Annotated in this window: 21 protein-coding genes; 11 read left to right on the top strand and 10 right to left on the bottom strand. The window is 69.6% G+C overall.

Going from position 1 to position 20,034, the window contains the following annotated elements:
- The first annotated feature begins 66 nt into the window (after window positions 1-66).
- Complete coding sequence (locus tag CJZ80_RS08975) at window positions 67-723, top strand: FKBP-type peptidyl-prolyl cis-trans isomerase (protein WP_094512663.1); 657 nt, start codon at window positions 67-69, stop codon at window positions 721-723.
- Between the two features lie 150 nt (window positions 724-873).
- A complete protein-coding gene (locus CJZ80_RS08980) occupies window positions 874-1,473 on the top strand; it encodes a superoxide dismutase (RefSeq protein WP_094512664.1) in 600 nt (199 codons plus the stop codon).
- Window positions 1,474-1,485: 12 nt separating this feature from the next.
- Here the strand turns inward: CJZ80_RS08980 and queA are convergent, their stop codons facing one another.
- The 5 genes from queA to lipB all read right to left on the bottom strand — a co-directional run bounded on the left by queA (window position 1,486) and on the right by lipB (window position 7,226).
- The gene (gene queA / locus CJZ80_RS08985; protein ID WP_094512805.1) at window positions 1,486-2,610 is read right to left on the bottom strand and encodes a tRNA preQ1(34) S-adenosylmethionine ribosyltransferase-isomerase QueA; all 1,125 of its coding nucleotides are present in this window, start codon (window positions 2,608-2,610) and stop codon (window positions 1,486-1,488) included.
- Between the two features lie 31 nt (window positions 2,611-2,641).
- A complete protein-coding gene (locus CJZ80_RS08990; RefSeq protein WP_094512665.1) occupies window positions 2,642-4,006 on the bottom strand; it encodes a dihydrolipoamide acetyltransferase family protein in 1,365 nt (454 codons plus the stop codon).
- A 63-nt stretch (window positions 4,007-4,069) separates the two neighbouring features.
- The gene (locus tag CJZ80_RS08995) at window positions 4,070-4,513 is read right to left on the bottom strand and encodes a YlqD family protein (RefSeq protein WP_094512666.1); all 444 of its coding nucleotides are present in this window, start codon (window positions 4,511-4,513) and stop codon (window positions 4,070-4,072) included.
- A gap of 46 nt (window positions 4,514-4,559) precedes the next feature.
- Window positions 4,560-6,518, bottom strand: coding sequence for an AMP-binding protein (locus CJZ80_RS09000; RefSeq protein WP_094512667.1), 1,959 nt, complete (start codon window positions 6,516-6,518; stop codon window positions 4,560-4,562).
- A 27-nt stretch (window positions 6,519-6,545) separates the two neighbouring features.
- Window positions 6,546-7,226, bottom strand: coding sequence for a lipoyl(octanoyl) transferase LipB (gene lipB, locus CJZ80_RS09005; protein ID WP_094512668.1), 681 nt, complete (start codon window positions 7,224-7,226; stop codon window positions 6,546-6,548).
- A gap of 51 nt (window positions 7,227-7,277) precedes the next feature.
- Between lipB and hpf the strand changes: the two genes are divergently transcribed.
- From hpf to CJZ80_RS09030, 5 genes are read left to right on the top strand one after another with little or no spacing between them, the layout of a single operon-like run.
- A complete protein-coding gene (gene hpf / locus CJZ80_RS09010; protein WP_094512669.1) occupies window positions 7,278-7,862 on the top strand; it encodes a ribosome hibernation-promoting factor, HPF/YfiA family in 585 nt (194 codons plus the stop codon).
- Window positions 7,863-7,866: 4 nt separating this feature from the next.
- Window positions 7,867-8,547 (top strand): deoxyribose-phosphate aldolase, encoded by a 681-nt coding sequence (deoC, locus tag CJZ80_RS09015; RefSeq protein ID WP_094512670.1) that lies wholly within the window; start codon window positions 7,867-7,869, stop codon window positions 8,545-8,547.
- Window positions 8,544-9,380, top strand: coding sequence for a DNA repair protein RecO (recO, locus tag CJZ80_RS09020; RefSeq protein WP_094512671.1), 837 nt, complete (start codon window positions 8,544-8,546; stop codon window positions 9,378-9,380). Before deoC ends, recO begins: the two co-directional genes overlap by 4 nt.
- A 13-nt stretch (window positions 9,381-9,393) precedes the next feature.
- On the top strand, window positions 9,394-10,851 hold the full coding sequence (locus CJZ80_RS09025; protein ID WP_233132939.1) for an MFS transporter: 1,458 nt from the start codon (window positions 9,394-9,396) through the stop codon (window positions 10,849-10,851).
- 27 nt (window positions 10,852-10,878) lie between these two features.
- The gene (locus tag CJZ80_RS09030; RefSeq protein WP_094512673.1) at window positions 10,879-12,150 is read left to right on the top strand and encodes a glycosyltransferase family 4 protein; all 1,272 of its coding nucleotides are present in this window, start codon (window positions 10,879-10,881) and stop codon (window positions 12,148-12,150) included.
- Here the strand turns inward: CJZ80_RS09030 and CJZ80_RS09035 are convergent.
- The 4 genes from CJZ80_RS09035 to CJZ80_RS09050 form a co-directional block, all read right to left on the bottom strand.
- Window positions 12,111-13,625 (bottom strand): 1-acyl-sn-glycerol-3-phosphate acyltransferase, encoded by a 1,515-nt coding sequence (locus CJZ80_RS09035; RefSeq protein ID WP_094512674.1) that lies wholly within the window; start codon window positions 13,623-13,625, stop codon window positions 12,111-12,113. The genes CJZ80_RS09030 and CJZ80_RS09035 overlap by 40 nt on opposite strands.
- 208 nt (window positions 13,626-13,833) lie before the next feature.
- Window positions 13,834-14,595 (bottom strand): orotidine-5'-phosphate decarboxylase, encoded by a 762-nt coding sequence (gene pyrF, locus CJZ80_RS09040; RefSeq protein WP_094512675.1) that lies wholly within the window; start codon window positions 14,593-14,595, stop codon window positions 13,834-13,836.
- On the bottom strand, window positions 14,595-15,899 hold the full coding sequence (tyrS, locus tag CJZ80_RS09045) for a tyrosine--tRNA ligase (protein WP_094512676.1): 1,305 nt from the start codon (window positions 15,897-15,899) through the stop codon (window positions 14,595-14,597). Before tyrS ends, pyrF begins: the two co-directional genes overlap by 1 nt.
- A 51-nt stretch (window positions 15,900-15,950) precedes the next feature.
- Window positions 15,951-16,274, bottom strand: a complete 324-nt coding sequence (locus tag CJZ80_RS09050; protein ID WP_094512806.1) for a DUF1825 family protein — start codon at window positions 16,272-16,274, stop codon at window positions 15,951-15,953.
- Between the two features lie 132 nt (window positions 16,275-16,406).
- On the opposite strand from CJZ80_RS09050, the gene CJZ80_RS09055 reads away from it, so the two are divergent.
- The 4 genes from CJZ80_RS09055 to CJZ80_RS09070 are packed head-to-tail and all read left to right on the top strand — an operon-like array spanning window position 16,407 to window position 19,572.
- The gene (locus CJZ80_RS09055) at window positions 16,407-17,141 is read left to right on the top strand and encodes a hypothetical protein (protein WP_094512677.1); all 735 of its coding nucleotides are present in this window, start codon (window positions 16,407-16,409) and stop codon (window positions 17,139-17,141) included.
- Between the two features lie 2 nt (window positions 17,142-17,143).
- On the top strand, window positions 17,144-17,755 hold the full coding sequence (locus CJZ80_RS09060; protein WP_233132940.1) for a GIY-YIG nuclease family protein: 612 nt from the start codon (window positions 17,144-17,146) through the stop codon (window positions 17,753-17,755).
- A gap of 59 nt (window positions 17,756-17,814) precedes the next feature.
- Window positions 17,815-19,293: a leucyl aminopeptidase gene (locus tag CJZ80_RS09065; protein ID WP_094512678.1), complete on the top strand. Its 1,479-nt coding sequence runs from the start codon at window positions 17,815-17,817 to the stop codon at window positions 19,291-19,293.
- A gap of 30 nt (window positions 19,294-19,323) precedes the next feature.
- On the top strand, window positions 19,324-19,572 hold the full coding sequence (locus CJZ80_RS09070; protein ID WP_094512679.1) for a hypothetical protein: 249 nt from the start codon (window positions 19,324-19,326) through the stop codon (window positions 19,570-19,572).
- A gap of 228 nt (window positions 19,573-19,800) precedes the next feature.
- Here CJZ80_RS09070 and CJZ80_RS09075 read toward each other — a convergent pair whose 3' ends face one another.
- The gene (locus tag CJZ80_RS09075) at window positions 19,801-19,989 is read right to left on the bottom strand and encodes a hypothetical protein (protein ID WP_094512680.1); all 189 of its coding nucleotides are present in this window, start codon (window positions 19,987-19,989) and stop codon (window positions 19,801-19,803) included.
- Window positions 19,990-20,034 lie beyond the last annotated feature (45 nt).

A 20,034-nucleotide genomic window follows, 5' to 3' on the forward strand; every position in this document is an offset into this window, starting at 1 on the left:
GAAACCGCAGTGCCCGCTGGCAGAATCGGGCCTGCCACCGTTTGTGCCTTGACCCGCCCGTCCGCCATGCGCGACATCCTGATCAGCTCGACCCTCTGCGTCGCCTTCCTGCTGGTGGCTCTTGTCAGCCAGCTGGTGGCCCCCAGCACGGTGGAGGCGGCAGGCACAAGTGCCGCGCTCACGACTGCGGCCCCCACCGCTAATGCTGCGGCAGCCGGCACCGCGCAGCCTGCTGCGGCCATGGCCGTGAACCGCTTCGAACTCGACCCCGACGACCCCAACCCCACACTTTTTTCCATGGCTTCTGACTCCAGCACCGATTCCTCCGTGGCCCAGGGAGGTGGCGCCGGCGCTCTCGGCGGTGAGATGGTGGCAGCCAAGGAACGGGTCACCCCCAGCGGGCTGCGCATCATTGACGTCAGCATCGGTGAAGGCGCTGAAGCGATCAGCGGCCAGAACGTGCTGGTGAACTACCGCGGCACCCTCGAGAATGGCAAGGAATTCGACAGCAGCTATTCCCGCAATCAGCCCTTCAGCTTCCCGCTCGGCGCTGGCCGGGTGATCAAGGGCTGGGATGAAGGGGTGGCCGGCATGAAGGTGGGCGGCAAGCGCAAGCTGGTGATCCCGCCTGATCTGGCCTACGGCGAGCGCGGCGCCGGCGGCGTCATCCCCCCCAACGCCACCCTCACCTTCGAAGTGGAGCTGCTGCGCGTCGGCGGCTGATTCGCCCCCCCGCCTTCAGGGCGTGATGATGGGTGTGATTGTTAAAATGATCACACCAGCGGGCGGGTTCACACCGGCGGAAGGGTTCGCTCCGCGGATCGCTCCACGCGTCAGCCCGTCTCCGCTCTTCATCTTCTTTCGGACCCACCAATGGCTCACCAGCTGCCCGCGCTTCCCTACGAACTCGACGCGCTCGAGCCGCACATCTCCCGCCAGACCCTGGAGTTCCACCACGGCAAGCACCACGCGGGCTACGTGGCCAATCTCAACAAGATGGTGGAAGGCACCGATCTGGAAGGAAAATCACTGGACGAGGTGATCCTGGCTGTGGCCGGCGACGCCAGCAAGGCGGGCATCTTCAACAACGCCGCCCAGGTTTGGAACCACACCTTCTACTGGCAGGGTCTCAAGCCCGGCGGCGGCGGTGCCCCAAGCGGCGCTCTGGCCGACAAGATCAATGCTGATTTCGGCGGTTTTGATGTGTTCACCGAGCAGTTCAAAGCTGCCGGCGCCACTCAGTTCGGCAGCGGCTGGGCCTGGCTGGTGCTGGATGGCGGCACCCTCAAGATCACCAAGACCGGCAATGCCGATCTGCCCCTGGCGCATGGCCAGAAGGCCCTGCTCACCATGGATGTGTGGGAGCACGCTTACTACCTCGATTACCAGAACCGCCGCCCGGATTACATCTCTACCTTCCTCGACAAGCTGGTGAACTGGGAGTTCGTGGCCGCCAATCTGGCTGCCGCCTGAACCCTCAGGGCCTCAGGGCCTGGCCCCCGGCAGCACCGCTGCCGGGGCAATCCACATGGCATCGCCATAGGAAAAGAAGCGGTAACCCTCGTTGATCGCCGTGGCGTAGAGCTCCAGCAGCCGGGGACGCCCGATCAGGGCACTCACCAGCAGCAGCAGCGAGCTCTGCGGCAGGTGGAAGTTTGTGATCAGCCCTTCCACCACCCGAAAGCGGAACCCGGGCTGAATCACTAGGGCCACCGGCCCTTGAAAAGGCTGCAGCACGCCATCCGCTGACGCGGCGGCAGCCCCTTCCAGCGCCCGCACGCTCGTGGTGCCCATCGCGATCACCCGCCCGCCAGCGGCGCGTGTGCTGGCCACCGCCTCCACCACCTCCGCCGACACCTCCACCCATTCGCTGTGGAGTTCGAGCGCGCTGAGATCTTCCGTTTCCACCGGCCGGAAGGTGCCCAGCCCCACGTGCAGCGTGATCGCCACGAGGCGCACCCCGCGGGCCTTCAGCGCCGCCAGCAGCTTGTCGCTGAGATGCAACCCCGCCGTCGGTGCTGCCACGGCACCGGGTTTGTCGGCGTAGCGCGTCTGGTAGCGCTCGTCGTCGCTGCTGTCCTGCTGGTGGATGTAGGGCGGCAGGGGCATGCTGCCGTAACGATCCAGGAGCGCCTCGATAGCTGCGGCATCAACGCAGTGGGGCGGGAACTGGATCACCCGGCCGCCGCTGGCCTGATCCACCTCCAGCACTGTGACCACCAGCGGTGGTCCATCAGTGGCCTGCGGCGACAGTCCCCCAGCAGCCTGCAGCTCAAGCTCCTCACCGGGGTGGAGGCGTTTGGCGGGCCGTGCCAGACACAACCAGCGCCCTTCCCCGCGGGGTTCCAGCACCAGCAGTTCCGCGGCCCCGCCGGTGCGGCGCCGTGCCGCCAGCCGCGCCTTGAGCACGCGGGTGTTGTTCACCACCAGCAGATCGCCGGGCTTGAGCTCCTCGGCCAGATCCCACACCGTTAAGTGCCGCGGCGGAGCCGGCTCCGGCTCCACGGCCAGCAGGCGGGCCGCATGGCGCGGTTCCGCCGGCCGCTGGGCGATGCGCTCCTCGGGCAGATGGAAGCTGTAGCTGGAGAGCAGCGTGTCCGGATGGCTCAGGGAGCCGGCGGCAGGGTTCGACACCGTCGGTTCAGAGCGCCAGGCTTTCGGGCCGGTGTTCGATCAGGTCGGCCAGATCCTTGAGGAACGCCGCCCCGTGGGCGCCATAGATCACCCGGTGGTCGGCGGTCAGGTTCACCTGCATCTGGCGCTTGACGGCGATCGAGCCATCGGCGTTGGCCACCACCGTGGGGAGGGAGGCCGCCACCGCCAGGATCGCGCCGGTGCCGGGCGGAAGGATCGCATCGAAACGGTCGACCCCGAACATGCCGAGATTGGAGAGGGTGAAGGTGCCGGTGCTGTATTCGTCGGGCTTGAGCTGCTTGGTGCGGGAGCGGGCCACCAGGTCCGCCCAGTTGCGCGACAGGCTGTAGAGATCGGTGCGATCGGCCTCCTTCAGCACCGGCGTCACCAGGCCGCCGTCATCCATGGCCACGGCGATCGCCACATTGACGGAGGCGGGGTACACCATGCCGGTTTCGCTCGCTGCGGCGTTCACCTGGGGATGGCGCGCGAGCACCACGCCCACCGCCTTGGCGAGCAGGGCCGTCATCGTGACGCCCTTGCTCTTCACCTGCTTGTAGAAGGCATCGAGCCGATCGGTGGTGATCGTGTAGCCCACGTGGAAACAGGGAACCGCGAGGCTGGCGAGCATGTTGCGGTTCACCGCCCCCTGCAGGGTGGTGAAGGCCACCGTCTCTCCCGGGCGGCCGAAGCTCTGGCCCGCGGGTGCGGCCGAGGCACCGCCACCGGCCGAAGCCCCAGCGGCAGCGGGAGCGGCGGCCGTGAAGGGGGCACTGCCTTCCGCCACCCGGGCCACCGAGGCGGGCTGGCCGGCAGCCCGCTCCACGTCCTCGGCCTGGATGCGGCCATGAGGGCCGCTGCCCTTGAGCGCTTCCAGCTTGACCCCGAGCTGGCTGGCCAGCTTGCGGGCGCGGGGAGTAGCCACCACCCGGCCGTTGCCCGCCGCCGGAGCAGCAGCCACAGGCAGGCTGGCAGCGGCAACAGCCGCTGGCGCCGGGGGAGCCGCAGCGACCGGAGCCGCCGGCGCAACCGGTGCGGCAACGGGTGAGGGCGAGGCAGGGGCGGCCACAGGAGCGGGGGCTGCAGCGGGCGCGCTGGGGGCACCGGCCTGGGCAGCGGCGATCTCCGCTTCGGTTTCCACAATCAGACCGATCGTTTCGCCCACCGGTGCCGTGCCACCGGCCTGCATCAACACGGCGGCCAGGAAGCCCTCCTGGAAGGCCTCCACGTCCATGTCGGCCTTGTCGGATTCGACGACCAGGACGGACTCACCGCGCTCGACGCGGTCGCCGGGCTGCTTCAGCCACTCCACGATCTTGCCCTCCGTCATCGTGGAGCTCAGGGCGGGCATGAAGATTTCGTAGGTCGCCAAAGTCCTGGTCCCGATGCAGCCGGCGACGGGATTTTACGCGCCACGCCGTCGCCACCCCGGAGCTCAGCCCCCCTCGATCGCCTCCACGACGCCATCGCGCACCAGCACCGCCACCTGGAGCTTCTGCACCAGGTTGTCGCCCACCTTGATCTTGCAGGCGCCTTCGATCTGGCCCTGATCCACGATCTGCTCGAACTCCAGTTCGCGTACCTGGCGCTGCTGTTCGAGCATGGCGCGCTTCTGCTCCTCCAGTTCACTGCGCTTGGCCGCCACCTGCTGCTGCACTGAGCCCACCTGCTCCTGCACCCGTGGATCGAGCGGATTCATGCTCTGGCGGCGGATCTCATCCACCAGTTGCTGGCCCTCCTGCTCCAGCTGAGCGAGCTGCTGATCGGTGTTGGCGACAGCGCCGCTGAGCTCTCGCTCGGCATCTTCCTTCCAGCGCGGTGTCACCACCGCCCGCACCGTGATGGTGCGCTTGATGGTCAGCGTTTGGCCGTCGGACATGGGGGGTTGGTAGCAGCTACCAGGCTGTCAGCCGGTGGAGCGGGGGTCAACCGGCGTAGATGGCCTCCACTGCCGCCTGGTCCCGCTGGGTGATGCGGTCACGCCGCTGTTTCAGCGTCTGGGTGAGCAGGCCGTTGTCGATCGTGAACGGCTCCACCAGTGCCACCCCGGCCAGGCGTTCGTCGGGGCGCGAACCGGGGCGGGCCGCCAGCAAGCGGTTGAACTCACCTTTGAGGGCACGCAGCAACAGGGCATCGGCCTCTACAGCGGCACCGGCACCAGCGGGCGCCGGCAGACCGGCCGCCGCCGCGAAGGCCGCCAGCGGCTCGGCGCGGGGCACCACCAGGGCGCCCAGCTGGCGGCGGTCCTGCCCCACCAGCATCACCTGCTCCACCAGCGGATGGGCCACCAGGGCCTCCTCCAGCGGGCCGGGCTCGATGTTCTCGCCACTGCTGAGCACGATCGTGTCCTTGGCGCGGCCGGTGAGCACCAGGGAGCCATCGGGCAGCAGGTGGCCGAGGTCGCCGGTGTCGAACCAGCCGTCGACATCGAGCACGGCAGCGGTGGCTTCCGGCTTGTTGAAGTAGCCGGCCATCACCTGCGGACCGCGCGCCAGCACCCGGCCCCGCTCGCCCCAGCCCAATGGCGCGCCGCTCTCCTGATCGACGATTTTCAAGTCGGTGTCCGGCAGGGGTTGGCCGGCGCTGCCGCGGCGGTTGCGCCAGGGCCGGCGGCAGGCAAGCACCGGGCTGGTTTCGGTGAGGCCGTAGCCCACCAGCAGCTCGATGCCGATCGCCTCGAAGAAGCTGTCCACGTGCAGGGAAAGGGCACCGCCGCCGCTGATCGCCGTGCGCAGCACCCCTCCCGACAACTGCTGCCTCACCTTCGGCCACAGCAGCGCAGCGGCCAGCGCATCCACTGGCCAGCTCACCGCACTGAGCAGCGCCGCCGTAAGCCGGGCCAGTGGCGGCTCCACCTGCAGGGTGAGGCCCCTGGCGCGGCGGCGCTGCAGCCCATGGAAGCGGCTCGCCGCCAGTGCCTTCTCGATCAGGCTGCGGCGCTTGGCGGGCATGGCCGCCAGCGCATCCTCGAAGCCCGCCAGAAGCGCTTCCCAGAGGCGGGGCACGCTGATCATGTAGTGCGGCTTGACCGCCTGCAGGTCACCGCGCAGGTGCTTGAGCGTGGTGTAGGTCTGGCGGCAGCCGGCCGCCAGCAGGAAGTATTCGGCCGTGCGCTCATAGGCATGCCAGATCGGCAGCACGCTCAGCGCCCGATCGCCGGGGCGGGGATTCACCGCCACCCCGAGGGTGCGGAGCTGATGCAGCAGGTTGGCGTGGCTGAGCGGCACGCCCTTGGGCCGGCCGGTGGTGCCGGAGGTATAGAGCAGCGTGGCCAGGCGCTCCGGCGCCACCGGTGGCAGCGGCGGTGGCGCCACGCCGGCCCCGCGGGCGCTGAAGTCGGGCCAGCTGAGGCCCATCACCTGCTCGGGCAGCGGCAGTGCGCCCGCGCCGGCCGGCTCCTCCAGCAGCACCACGAAACGCAGCCGGGCGAGCTGCTCGGGCGGCAGGGCCAGGCGCTGCAGCAGCGCGGCCGATTCCACCACCAGCCCCACTGCGCCGGAGTCCTCGAGGATGTAGCGCAGCTCCTCCACCGGCGCCGTGCTGCCCCGCACCGCATCGGCGGCGCCGGCCCGCATCAGCCCCTGGTCGGCGATCAGCCAGCGCGGCGAGTTCTCGGCAAACAGGGCCACCACATCGCCGGGGGCCACGCCCAGGGAGGCAAAGGCAGCGGCGGCCTCCAGGATCGCGGCGTTGAGGTCGCAGAAGCTGAGCTGCTCGGGCGGGGTGGTGTGGGGAGCCTCCAGGGCCACGGCTGTGCCGTAGCGCTGGGCCGCTTCCGGCCAGATCTGCTCCAGCCCGGTGATCTGGCTGAGGTCCTCGCGAGCGGCCAGCGCCTGACAGTCCTTCCGGTCACCCGACCAGGAAATCTCCGCCCGTGCTTTCACTGCCTTGCAGCCGATGGTGGCACAGGCTTAACACCCCCAGAGCCGTTCGGCGGGCTCCGGTGGTCGGAGCGTTAGTCCGAACGCCTCGGCACCCGCCCGGCTCAGCAGCGGTTGCACCTGGTCGGGGGTGATCCCGGGGCACCAGTCGCTCAGCCGGCCCACCGCCCGCCCTTCCAGACCGCAGGGCACGATCGCCTCGAATCCCCCCAGGTCACAGTTCACATTCAGGGCAAGGCCGTGCTGGCTGATCCAGCGGCGCGCCCCCACCCCGATCGCCGCCAGCTTGCGCCCCTCCAGCCACACACCGGTGAGCCCCTCGATCCGCTCCCCCACCAGGCCCAGCTCCGCCAGCACGCTGATCACCACCCCCTCCAAGGCGCGCAGATAGCAGTGGAGATCAGCGCCGTGCCGCTGCAGATCGAGCACGGGGTAGAGCACCAGCTGGCCAGGCAGATGGTGGGTCACCTCCCCGCCGCGATCGATGCGGTGCAGGGGCGCAGGCGGAGCCTGGGGATCGAAGCGCAGAAACCCTGAGCTGGCCCCGCGACCGAGCGTGTAGCAGGGCAGATGCTGGAGCAGCAGCAGCGCTTCCGGAGCCGCGGGGTTGGTCAGCAGGCGATCACGCAGCTGCTGCTGCCAGTGCCACGCCTGAGTGAACTCCACCGGCGCCGGGGGTTCAAAACGGATTGCATCGAGAAGTGGTTTCATGCGCCTGGCTTCCTAGGCTTATTGCAATCCGATCGCCAAAGGAGCGGTTCGATGAAGCTGTTGATCCACGGTCGCAATCTCGACGTCACCCCAGCCATCCGGGAGTACACGGAAGACAAACTGACCCGGGCGATCAATCATTTCGAGGGGCTGGTCAAGGAGGCGGATGTCCATCTGTCGGTGGCCCGCAACCCCCGGGTTCCCCAGCAGACGGCGGAGGTCACCGTGTTCGCCAACGGCCTCGTGATTCGCGCCCAGGAACGCAGCGAAAACCTTTACGCCAGCATCGATATGGTGGCGGGAAAACTCAGCCGCCAGCTGCGCCGCTACAAGGAGCGCCTCACCGATCACCACCAGAGCGACGTGCAGGAGGCGGTCGGCCTCGAAGACGGCACCACCGACACCACGGCGCTCACGGCCGATCTTCTGGCCGGCCGCGAACCGGAACTGCCGGTGCCCGCTGTGCGGCGCAAGTATTTCGCCATGCCGGAGATGAGCCTGGAAGCGGCGCTGCACCAGCTTGATCTGATCGATCACGATTTCTACGTGTTTCGTGATGAGAAGACGAGAGGAATTCAGGTGCTGTACCGCCGCAATCATGGTGGCTTCGGAGTGATTCAACCGCGGGATTCCTGAACTCTTGCGCCACGAACGCCCCGACCTGGCACCGCTCATTGATCACGCGCTTCTCGATCCCCATCATGGGATCGAAGCCGTGCATCGTTGCTGCGACGAGGCCCGCCACTTCGGCTTTGCCGGTGTCTGCCTCGCCTCGCGCTGGCTGGCCTGCGGCCGGGAGCGGCTGGGCAACGCCAGCCGCGTGCGGTTGATCGGGGTGGTGGCCTTCCCCTTCGGCGCGGTGCCGGCGGCGATCAAACGGGCCGAGGCGGAAGCCGCCGCTGCCGCCGGCGCCGACGAACTGGACATCGTGCCCGACTTCGGCGCCCTCGCCGATGGCAACGGCAGCGCCGTCTACGAGGAGATCGGTGCGATCGTGGAGCTGGGCCTGCCGGTGAAGGTGATTCTCGAGGCCGGCAGGTTGAGTGATCCCGCCCTGGCCCTGCTGGTGGAGGCGTCCATCGATGCCGGCGCCGCCTTCCTCAAGAGCGGCAGTGGCTTCGGTCCGCCGGTGAGCGTGGCCCAGGTGCAGCACCTGCGCGAGCTGGCCCGCGGCCGCGTGGCCGTGAAAGCCTCCGGTGGCATCACTGGGCTGGAACAGGCCTTCGAGCTGGTGGAGGCCGGCGCTAGCCGGCTCGGCACCAGCCGTGGAGTGGCACTGATGCAGGCGCTGCGCAGCCCCGCCACACCCCCTGCCTCGTGAGTGGCGGCGCGGCGCGCCTGGAGGGGCTCGTGCTCAAGAGCGGGCCCCTCGGCGAAAACGACCGTCTGCTTACCTTGCTCACCGACGCCGAGGGGCTGGTGCGGCTGGCGGTGCCGGGAGCGCGCCGGCCGCGCAGCAGCCTGGCGGCAGCGGTGCCGCTGGCCCTGCTCCAGCTGCAGGTGGGCGGTGGCCGCGGCCTGCGGCGGGTTCGGCAGTTGCAGGTGCAGCGCACCTACAGCCAGCTGGCGGAGCGGCTGGAAACGCTCGCTGCCGCTCAGGCGCTGGCGGAGCTGGCCCTGCTGCTGGTGCCGGGCGGCGATGGCGTCCACGGGGTGCTGGAGGATCTGCTGATGCAGCTGGGGCGTCTAGACACCGTGGTGCGCGAGCGGCAGGAGAGCGTTGAGGCCCTGGCGATCGCGGTGCAGGGCAGCGTGCATCTGCTGGCCCTGGGCGGCTATGGCCTGCCGCTGCAGTGCTGCGGCCGCAGCGGGCAGCCGCTGGAGCCACCGATCGGCAACTGGGACTGGCGCTGCAGCCTGGTGCCCAGCGAAGGGCTGTTGATCGGCGCGGTGCCTGGGGCGATGCTCGTGCTCAATGCCTCTGAACTGGCGCTGCTGCAACGGCTGACACGCCCGGCTCCACCGCGCCGCCGGGACGGGGAATTGATGGGGCCGCTGGCGGTGTGGCTGCGGCTCCTGCAGCTGGTGGAACTGTGGACCCAGGAGCACGGCGGACGCCGCTGCCGTGCGTTGCGTCTTCTGCGTGACTGCTTCGAGCCGGGTCACGCGCTGGAGGCACCATCCCCTGAGCCATCATTGCGGCGGAACGGATAGAACCTTGAGCGGATTGTCCCGAGCCACCCCCCCGCCTCCGCCGATGCCGGAGGCCGGCCCCAGCGGAGGCAGCGTCGGCGAAGATGCGTCCAGAGGTCCGGCAGCCTGCCCGGAGGCGGCCGCCAGCGAGGAGCTGGCCAGCACGGCCCGGGGCCAGGGCTTGCAGGCGGTGCTGGCCCTGCCCGACTTCCGGCGCCTGTGGCTGGGGCAGATCTTCTCCCAGCTGGCCGACAAGTTCTACATCGTGTTGATGGTGTTCCTGATCGCCCAGTACTGGGTGACGGACACCCCCCAGACCAACGCGCTGCTGGCTGAAGCGGCCGCCAGCCTGCGCTTCGATTTCGAGACCCGCGCCCAGATGATCACCCTGCTGGCCACGGGGATCTATGTGGCCAACACCGTGCCCGCCATGGCCCTCGGCACCGTGGCGGGGGTCTGGGCCGACCGCTGGCCGAAACGCAAGGTGATGGTGGCCTCCAACGCCCTGCGCGCGGGCCTGGTGCTGCTGGCCCCGCTGCTACTGATCCCCGGCCCCTTCTTCCTCGGCCTCAGCTGGGGCTACTGGGGCCTGGTGGCGATGACCTTCCTCGAGTCGGTGCTCACCCAGTTCTTTGCGCCCGCCGAGCAGGCGGCCATTCCCCTGCTCGTGCCGCGACCGCTTCTGCTCGCTGCCATCTCGCTCTACCAGGCCACCAGCATGGGCGCCACGATCGTGGGCTTCGCGCTCGGCGACCCGGTGCTGCGCCTGCTGCGCAACGGACTCGCCACGCTCGGCATCGAAGGCGGTGAGTTCGTGCTGCTCCCGCTTTGCTATGGGCTGGCGGCGCTGTCGATTGCCCGCATCCGCGTGGTGGAAGCCCCCTGGCAAGACCGCGGCACCTCGGTGTGGGGCGAGATCCTGGAAGGAATCCAGGTGCTTCGCGAGCGCTCCAGCGTGCGAAATGCCCTGGTGCATCTTGTGTTGCTGTACAGCATCCTGGCGGCGCTCTATGTCCTGGCCATCAGCCTGGCCTCGGCGATCAAGGGGCTCGGACCCACCCAGTTCGGCACCCTGCTGGCCATGAGCGGCCTGGGCATGGCCGTCGGTGCACTGGCGGTGGCCCAGCTCGGCCGCGGCTTCACCCGCCGCCTGCTCTCGGCCTCGGGCCTGGGCCTGATCGCCTTTGCGCTGGTGCTGCTGGGCCAGGTGCGCGGCAGCCTGTCGCTCACGCTCGGCTTGTGCGTGGCGCTGGGGGTGGGCGCCGCCCTGCTGGCCATCCCCGCCCAGACCACCATCCAGGAAGACACCCCGGAAGAACTGCGCGGCAAGGTGTTTGGCCTGCAGAACAACCTGATCAACATTGCCCTGAGCCTGCCGCTTGTGCTGGCGGGCACGGTGGTGAGCCGCTACGGGCTGCAGCCCGTGCTCTGGGTACTTGCGGGCATCACCCTGCTGGCGGCCCTGCTGGAGCGTCCCTGGCAGCGCTGCTAGCGTTTTGGCAGAAATGGGCGACAGCAGTTGGCGCATATCGCCTGGCTGGGCAAGAAATCACCCTTCTGCGGCAACGTCACCTACGGGCTCACCACCACGGAGCAGTTGCGGCAACGGGGCCACCGCATCAGCTTCATCCACTTCGACACACCCGCCACGGGCCCCGGGCTGCCCTGGGATCCCCCGAGCGTCAACGGCAAAGGCCTGACGCTCACCAAGGAGGCGCTGCGGGCCTCGCGCCGGGCCGCGCTGGCGGGCGATGAGAGCGAAGTAGCCCTGCCCTACCTGCTGAAGTCGCAGGTGTACACGGTCCCCGCGCCGGGCGCCCAGCGGGAGTTGCGGGAATCGCTGGAGCAGCTCAAACCGGATCTGGTGCACGCCAGCCTCACGCTCTCGCCGCTCGATTTCCTGCTGCCCGATCTCTGCCAGCAGCTGGGCGTGCCGCTTGTCGCCACCTTCCATCCCGCCTTCGACGCCGGCCTTCGCAACCTGGCGGGCGGTACCCAGCAGCTCACCTACCAGCTCTATGCCCCGGCTCTGGCCCGCTTCAACCGGGTGATCGTCTTCTCCGAGCTGCAGGCCGAGGTGCTGTCCCGGCTGGGGGTCAAGGATGACCGGTTGGCGGTGATCCCCAACGGCGTCGACACCGATGTGTGGAAGCCCGCGGACTCCGAGCGAGGAGGTTCAGAGCGGAGAGGCTCCGAGCGTGGCAGCAGCGCTCTGCGCCGTGAGGTGCAGGCGCGCTGCGAAGGCCGCCGCCCGTTTCTGTACATGGGCCGGCTGGCCACCGAGAAGAACGTGGAGGCCCTGCTGCGCGCCTGGCGGTTGGTGCGGCCAGCCGGCTGCGTGCTGGTGATCGTGGGCGATGGGCCGCTGCGGGGATCGCTGCAGGCCGCCCATGAAGACCCGGACATCCTCTGGTGGGGCTATGAACCTGCGCTGGAGCGACGGGTGGCGCTGCTGCAGGCCTCGGAGGTGTTCCTGCTGCCGTCGCTGGTGGAGGGGTTGTCGTTGTCGTTGCTGGAAGCTATGGCCAGCGGCACCGCCTGTGTGGCCACCGATGCTGGCGCCGATGGTGAGGTGCTGGAGGGAGGGGCCGGTATCGTGATCAGCACCCAGGGGGTCACCACCCAGCTGCGCACCCTGCTGCCGGTGCTGCGCGACCAGCCTGTGCTCACCGCCGAACTCGGGCGCCGTGCCAGGGAGCGGGCGCTGCAGCGCTACACGCTCACACGCAACATCGAGGCGTTGGAGCGTGTTTACGCCGAACTGGTCCCTCGTCCCGCCCTGGCGGCCTGAGAGCCAGGGCCGGCGGCCCCCTCCAGTTCCGCCAGCATGCGGGCGCGCAGGTCGGCCATCAGTTCCTCCACAGCCTCACGGCGACCGCTGAGGTAGCGGCCGTGCCGCTCGGTCACATCGATCGGCTCCCCCACCGACAGCCGGGCGAGCCGGGAGCCCAGCTCGGGTGGCTTGTCGTGGCTGGTGCCGTTGATCCAGGTGATCGCTCGCCACAGGATCTGCAGCACTTCGGTGTAGCGATCGAAGCTGGGCTTCTCAGCCACGTAGGAACCGCTGAGCGTGGAGAAGTATTCCACCAGGCGCATATGGTCCATGGCCAGGCGGGCCTCGGTGGCCTGCCAGTCGGCCAGGCTGCGCTCCAGGGGCGTCATCGCCTTCAGGTCGTCGCGGTAGATGCGGTCCCAGCCCGCCTGCTCCACGCGCCGGCAGCGCTCACCGAGGCTCCCCTTCGGACGCAAGAGCTGCAAACGGCTTTCAGCCACCCCCAGCGCCGCGTTGCGAATCCGCTCGAGCCTGGTGATGAAGCCGTTCTCGAGGCAGGACGGGTACGGCGCCGGGGCCGAAAGAGGAGGCAGGTCCAGGCCATGGGCCTCCCGGTAGAAGGCCTCCAGCAGGGTGATCACGTTGTCGCCCAGCTGGATCAGGCGGCGGTAGCGCAGCGCTTCCGCCACGCTGCCATCCCCCATGGGGCCGCCTGCTCCTGCAGGGTGTGCTGTGTTGTCTGATGCTTCTGAACCTTCCGCACCTTCTGAGCCTTCTGCACCATGCCGGCCCGGATGCCGGCGGAGCTGGGCTTCGAGGCGATCGAGCAGTGTATCGATCGCCGGCCAGTCGCGGCCCTGCGTCACGTACTTGAGGGCGATCGGCACGATCAGCACCCGCTCCTGACGGCCGGCGGCCGCCAGGTCGTCGCAGCACCAGAAGGCCATCTGGGCCAGCCCCGGCTCCAGGGGGCCAAGCAGCTCGCCGTGGTTGTTGGTGGCACCCTCCGGAGCGATCGCCAGCGGGAACGGGCCCTGGGCCAGCACCTCGCGGGCGGCCTTGAGCGCCACCCGGTCGAGCTTGCCGCGCTGAATCGGGATGCCCCCCAGCGCGCCCAGGATCCAGCCGGCAGCCTCTCCCGCCCACAGGGGAATGCCTCGGTCGTAGAGGAACTGGCTGTGCACCGGTCTGCGCAGGGTCAGCCCTGCCGCCCGGGCGGCCCGGGGCACCTCCTCCCAGATCAGCCGGGCCATCGTGAGCGGATCGGTGGTGGTGGGGTGGCGAAAGGCGATCAGCAGCCGCACGCGGCCCTGCTGGTGCTCCGAAAACAGCTGAGCCAGCCGCTCCGCCCCCTCCACCTGACAGTCCACAATCTCCCGCGTGCGCAACAGCAGCGGCAGCGCCCAGCGGCTGAGCCGGTGCACCCAGGGGCTGAAGTGGGCGGGGAGGAAGCGAAGGCCCGACTGGGCCGGCTGGATCCCGGCGCGGGGCATGGTCGGGGGGCAGAGCGTGCCTGCAGCATCCCCCGTGGCGGCCCGGCTGTCTGTGCGCCACGGGCCGGCGGGATCAGCGGCTGGCGGAGCAGGGGAAAACGGGACCCGCTCCTGGCGGGCTGGGCGGGTGGTCTGCGGGGCAGCCGGCGGCAGTGGGTCTGGTGTGGGCCGCTGGGCCAGGCCAAGCCTCAGACAGCGGGGCGGTGGCTCAGGGCGCTGCGGTCAGTTCGGCGCAACAGGCCGCGAACGCCGCCGCCGGATCGGCTGCTGCCGTGATCGGCCGGCCGATCACCAGCTGGCTGGCACCAGCGGCGATCGCCTGGGCCGGCGTGAGCACGCGGGCCTGGTCGCCCGTGGCGGCGCCGACGGGGCGGATGCCCGGGGTCACCAGGGCGAAGGGCAGTGGATGCCGCGCGCGTAGCTCGGCCACCTCCAGCGGTGAGCACACGGCACCGCGCAGCCCGGCGGCAGCAGCCAGGGCCGCCAGGTGGCTCACGTGGGCAGCCATCGCCACTGGAACCTGCAGTTCGGCGGCGAAGCGGTCGGCCTCCCAGCTGGTGAGCACAGTGACCGCCAGCAGGGTGGGCGGAGCCATGCCCTGGGCAGCAGCACCCTGCTCCGCCGCCGCCTGGGCCGCCGCCAGAGCCCGGCGACCGGCGCTGGCATGCACGGTGATCAGCTCGGCGCCGAGGGCGGCGGCGCTGTGGCAGGCGCCAGCCATGGTGGCGGGGATGTCGTGGAACTTCAGATCCAGAAACACGCGCAGGCCACACCGGCGCAGCTCGCGCACCACCTCCGGCCCGGCGGCGGTGAACAGCTCCAGGCCCACCTTCACCCAGCGCAGCTCCGGAATCGAGGCGGCCAATGCCAGGGCGCTGACGGCATCGGGCCGGTCAAGGGCCACGATGATCCGCTCTGCAGGATCGGCCAACGCCGTGGTGCCCACCGTGGTTCGCACTGTGGTGGCCATCAGGGCACCAGCCGCCGGAAGGTCTTCTTTCCGAGCTGCAGCACCTTGCCGTCCAGCTCCGCCGGGCTGCTGAATTCCAGGTTGGGATCGCTCAGCTTCTCGCCATCCAGCTTCACGCCGCCCCCCTGGATCTGGCGCCGTCCTTCACTGCTGCTGGCGCAGACCCCGATGGCACTGAGCAGGAAAAAGGCCTTGGCGGGAAAGCTCACCGCCGCCAGTGACGCCTCCAGCACGTCGACAGCCTCGGCACGGGGCGAGCCGCCTGCTTCACCATCGAGCCCGGGGTTCCGCCCTGCCCCCACTCCCACCAGTCCGGCGGCATCGGCCTGGGCCTGCAACGCCGCCTGCTGGCCATGGCGTGTGGCGGTCACCTCCAGGGCCATCGCCTTCTGGCGCTCCCGCGGATTGGCCGGCAGCGCCTCGAGCTCGAGATCCGTGAGCAGGGTGAGGTAGGCGTTCACCGCGGCGTCGGGCACCTTCTCCAGCTTTGAATACATCGAGAGCGGGTCGTCCTGGAGCCCCACGGTGTTGCCCAGGCTCTTGCTCATCTTCTGCACACCATCGAGCCCCGGCAGGATCGGCAGCAGCAGGCCGAACTGGGGCGGCTGGCCGAAGTGGCGCTGCAGATCCCGGCCCATGGCCACATTGAACTTCTGATCGGTGCCGCCCAGCTCCAGGTCGGAGCGCACCGCCACTGAGTCATAGCCCTGCAGCAGCGGGTACAGGAACTCATGCAGGGCGATCGGCGTGCCGCCGCCATAGCGCTTGGAGAAGTCGTCCTTGGCGAGCATCTGTCCCACGGTGCTGGTACCCAGCAGCTCGATCACCTGTGGCAGATCCAGGGCCGCCAACCACTCGCTGTTGCGGCGCACCTCCAGCCGGCCGGGGGTTTCGAAGTCGAGCAGGGCGCGCTGCCGCGACTGTCCCTGGCCCAGCTGCTCCAGATAGGTGGTGGCATGGGCGGCCACCGCCTCGGCGCTGAGCTGCACGCGGGTGGCGCTCTTGCCGGTGGGATCACCGATGCGGGCGGTGAAGTCGCCGATGATCAGCACGGCGGTGTGGCCGGCGTCCTGGAAGGCCCGCAGCTTGCGGAACAGCAGGCTGTGCCCCAGATGGATGTCGGAGCCGGTGGGATCGATGCCGAGCTTGATGCGCAGCGGCCTGCCCTCCCGCTCGGCTTCCGCCAGGCGCGCGGCCAGTGAGGTGGCGCTGCCGGCCAACGGACCCGCCTCGTGCGGAAAGAGATCCGCCAGGCCCCGGCTCAGCCATGCCGGCACGTCCGGCCACACCTGCGCCTGCCCCATCCGTTCACCCCACCCGTGCCACAACCCGTCGCGGCGGATCGTAGGCAGGCGTCAGCAGGACGAGCTCAGCTCGCTCTTCATGCGCTCGAGCGTGAGATGCATCTGGCTGAACATCTGCTCAGGCGTCATGCCGAACTGGCCCAGCTGCGTGCGCAGCTGCTCGACCGTGAGCTTGGCCTGGAAATCCTCAGAGAGCTCGAAGCGCTTCATGAACACCCGGTAGCGGTCCATCAGCTCCTCCATCCGCTCGATGAAGAGCTTCTTGCCCTCGCGGTCGAACTTGCCGTAGTCGGAGCCCAGCTGGGTGAGCTGCTGGTAATCGGTGAACAGGCGCCGGGCTTCGTCCTGCACGATCTCGGATTCAAAGAAGCCCATCAAGCTGCCGAACACAGAGCGATCGGAACGATTCTGCGGCGCCTGCCTGTCTGCCGGTGAGTACGGATTGACGTATCGACCGTCCCCTGCCGCTAACTTCGGCCAAGTCCGTCGTGGCTGAAGGGGGCCGCCATGGCCAGAGGGCACTGGTTGGATCCACTGGCGCGCCGCCTGCTGATCGCCACGGGGCAGATTGCGCCGCCGCCACCACCGCTTCGTCGTGAGCCGGCGTCATCGAACGCCGCAACAGATACAGCCGGGGCCGGTGGCGGCCCTGAGCCTGTCGGGGCCGACGTGGCCGTGGAACGGGAGCTGCTGGCCTTGAAGCTGAAGCAGAACCCTGGCCTGCGGCTGCGGGATGCCGCCCAGGTGCGCCACGCCGCCGCCCTGGGCTGGCGGTTGGATGTGAACCGCGCCACCCCCGCCGACTGGCTGCGGCTGCCCGGCTGTGAGCCGCACCAGGTGGATCTGCTCTTGCGTCTGCAGGCCGGCGGCGTGCAGCTCAGCGGTGAGGACGACCTGCAACGGTTGCTGGGCCTCAGCGACGCCCAGCTGCAGTGCTGGCTGCCACTGCTGGAGTTCCGCTGGTATGGGGAGCCCGCGCCGCTGCGGCCGGTGCCGCTGGATGTGAACCGCTGCAGCGTCGAACAGCTGCAGGCGCGGCTGCTGCTTGATCCCCCGCGTTGCCAGCGGCTGGTGCGCGAACGGGGGCGGGGGCCCTTTCAGGATCTCGCCGATCTGCAGCAACGGCTGCAACTGCCCCCCCACCTGGTGGAGGCCCTGATCGGCAAGGTGAGTTTCGGCCGGGGGCCGGTGGGGCCGGATCTGCCACGGCCGACACCGGCGCCACAGCGGCAGCGGCCCTGAGCATGGGCCTGCCGCGCCAGGGCCAGCTCGACCTGTTCGGCGCCGGGCCGGCGTCCGCCGCCGGCGACCACGTGCCCACGGCTCTGCCGTTGGCGCGCCATCAACTGCTGCGCTGGCAGCAGGGCCTGGCCGACTTTCAGCGTCCCCTGCACGGCAGCGGGGCCGGTGTGGCGCAGCGCTCGCTGTTCGGAGCCGGCGGGACCGATGCCGCCGCCGCGCAGGCTGCCGTCTTCGATCCACTGGCGCTGGCACCGCTCAACCTGCAGTTCTGGCGCTGGCCCGAGCCGCCGCAGCAGGGGGCGGCTCTGTATGTGGTGATGGACCGCCAACCCCAGCTGGAGCACCCCCTGCTGCTGTACGTGGGCGAAACCGGCTGCGCCGATCGTCGCTGGAAAGGCGACCACGACTGCAAGACCTACCTGGCGGCCTACGACGAAGCCCTGCGCCGCTGCGGGCTCGCCAGCGGGCTGAGCATCCGCTTCTGCAGCGACGTCCCCGGGGCAGTCAGGCCGCGCCGGGCCCTGGAGCAGGCGCTGATCCGCCGTTGGCAGCCCCCTTTCAACAAGGAAACGCGGCAGCGCTGGGCCACCCCCTTCACCGCCGATCCGGCCTGAGCGCCAGCGGGGAGTCCGGGGCGGCATGGCTACGATCGCGCCTCCAAGGTTGACGCTCCATGGAGTTCCGCACCAGCCCCACCGCCTTCACGCAGTGGGAAGGCGACACCCTGGCGGTGGGAGTGCTGCAGGGGGATCCCGCCGGTTGGCTGCCGCTCCTGTCAGCACGCTTCAGCCTCGACCTGCCCGCGCTGCTGGAGAAGCGACGCTTCAAGAGCAAACCCGGCGACTGCCTGGCCCTGCATCTGCCCGCCCACACCCCCAGCCTGCTGGTGCTGGTGGGGCTGGGGGAGGCTGGCAGCCTCGACGGCGCCGCCCTGCGCAGCGCCGCGGCCGCCAGCGCCAAGGCCGCCGCCGCCGCCGGTGGCGCGCTGGGGCTGGCCCTTCCCAGCGAGGGCCTTGATCCCGCCGCGGCCGCCACGGCCATCGCCGAAGCGGTGCGGCTGAGCCTCTACAAGGATCAACGCTTCAAGAGCGAGGCAGAGCCCCAGCCGCTGCCGGAGAGCGTCACCCTGCTGGGCCTGCCGGAAGCGGCCGGTGCTGGCCTGAGCGCCGTGGCCGCCACCTGCGCCGGTGTGGAGCTGGCCCGCGAGCTGGTGGCCGCCCCGCCCAATGCGGTCACCCCCCAGGCCCTGGCCGACACCGCCGCCAGCATCGCCACCGACTTCGGCCTGGAGCTGAAGGTGCTGGAGCGCGACGACTGCGAAGCGCTCGGCATGGGGGCCTACCTGGGCGTGGCACAGGGCTCGGATCTGCCGCCGAAGTTCATCCACCTCACCTATCGCCCCGCCGGGGGCTCCAGCCGACGGCTGGTGTTGATCGGCAAGGGGCTCACCTTCGATTCGGGCGGCTACAACCTCAAAACCGCCGGCTCCCAGATCGAGATGATGAAGTACGACATGGGCGGCAGCGCGGCGGTGCTGGGTGCGGCGCGGGCCATCGCCGAGCTCAAGCCGGCGGATGTGGAGGTGCACGTGATCGTGGCCGCCTGCGAAAACATGATCAGCGGCAACGCCATCCACCCCGGCGACATCCTCACCGCCTCCAACGGCAAGACCATCGAAATCAACAACACCGATGCAGAAGGGCGGCTCACCCTGGCCGATGCCCTGGTGTACGCCTGCAACCTCGAACCGGATGCGGTGGTGGATCTGGCCACGCTCACCGGTGCCTGCGTGATCGCCCTGGGCGAGGAGATCGCCGGGCTCTGGTCCGTCAGCGACACGCTGGCGGCGGCCCTGGTGGACGCCGGTCAGCAGGGCGGCGAGCTGTTCTGGCGCATGCCGCTGCATGCCGCCTACAAGCAGGGCCTGAAAAGCCCGGTGGCGGACCTCAAGAACACCGGGCCACGGCCGGGAGGGTCGATCACGGCGGCCCTGTTCCTCAAGGATTTCGTCACGCCCGATCTCCCCTGGGCCCATCTCGACATCGCCGGCACCGTGTGGAGCGACAAGGGCCGGGGGCTCGACCCCGCCGGTGCCACCGGCTTCGGCGTGCGCACCCTGGTGAACTGGGTGTGCCTCGGGGGGCCGGCTTAGGGTTGACCACTGACGCCGCTTGCCGACGCCATGGCCGCCAAGAAGATCCGCTGGTACATCCGCGCGCAACTGGGCGTGCTGCTGTTGCCGCTGGGCCTCTGCCTGGTGGGTGAAGCGATCAGCCGGCGCACGGTGCAGCAGGTGGCCCTGCTGGTGAAAGCGCCGGCCACCGGCCCCTGGTTCTGGTACGGCGCCCTGGGGCTGATCTGTGTGACCGCGGGTGTGGGCCTGATGGTGGAGAGCGGCCTGTTGAGCGGCTACCCCCGCCAGGCCCGGTAGGCCTGCCTGTCTGTTCATCAGGTCAGAGGCGGAGCGGCCATACAGAGGTTGAACAGCACGGACTGAGCAGCACGACGCAGGCGGTGTGTCCATGGACCCAACCCTGGGAGCCCTTTGAGGACTGGTCCGAACGGGTGCTGCATCGTTTCGGCGCGGAGCTGTTCCGGTTGCTCCCCTGCCAAGATCCGCTGGATCGCTGCAGTGCTGGAACCTCGTGGTGGTGGCGCCTCAGGCGGCCGCCACCGGTGCCACGCCGCTCAGCAGCATGGCTGGGGACTCCAACTCGTGGATCTGCCAGCGGGCCCGGTCGCCGAAGCTCATCAACAGGCGGTCGAGATCATCGACCGCCTGTTTCGGGCTTTCGTAGGGGCCGACGTGGCGGGTGGCCAGGCCGTCCTTGATCGTCAGCAGATACATACAGGCACCGACATGTCGCCTGCAGTCAACGTAAGCAGGCGGCCC

Source organism: Synechococcus sp. MW101C3 (assembly GCF_002252635.1).
In the GTDB taxonomy this organism is placed as follows: domain Bacteria; phylum Cyanobacteriota; class Cyanobacteriia; order PCC-6307; family Cyanobiaceae; genus MW101C3.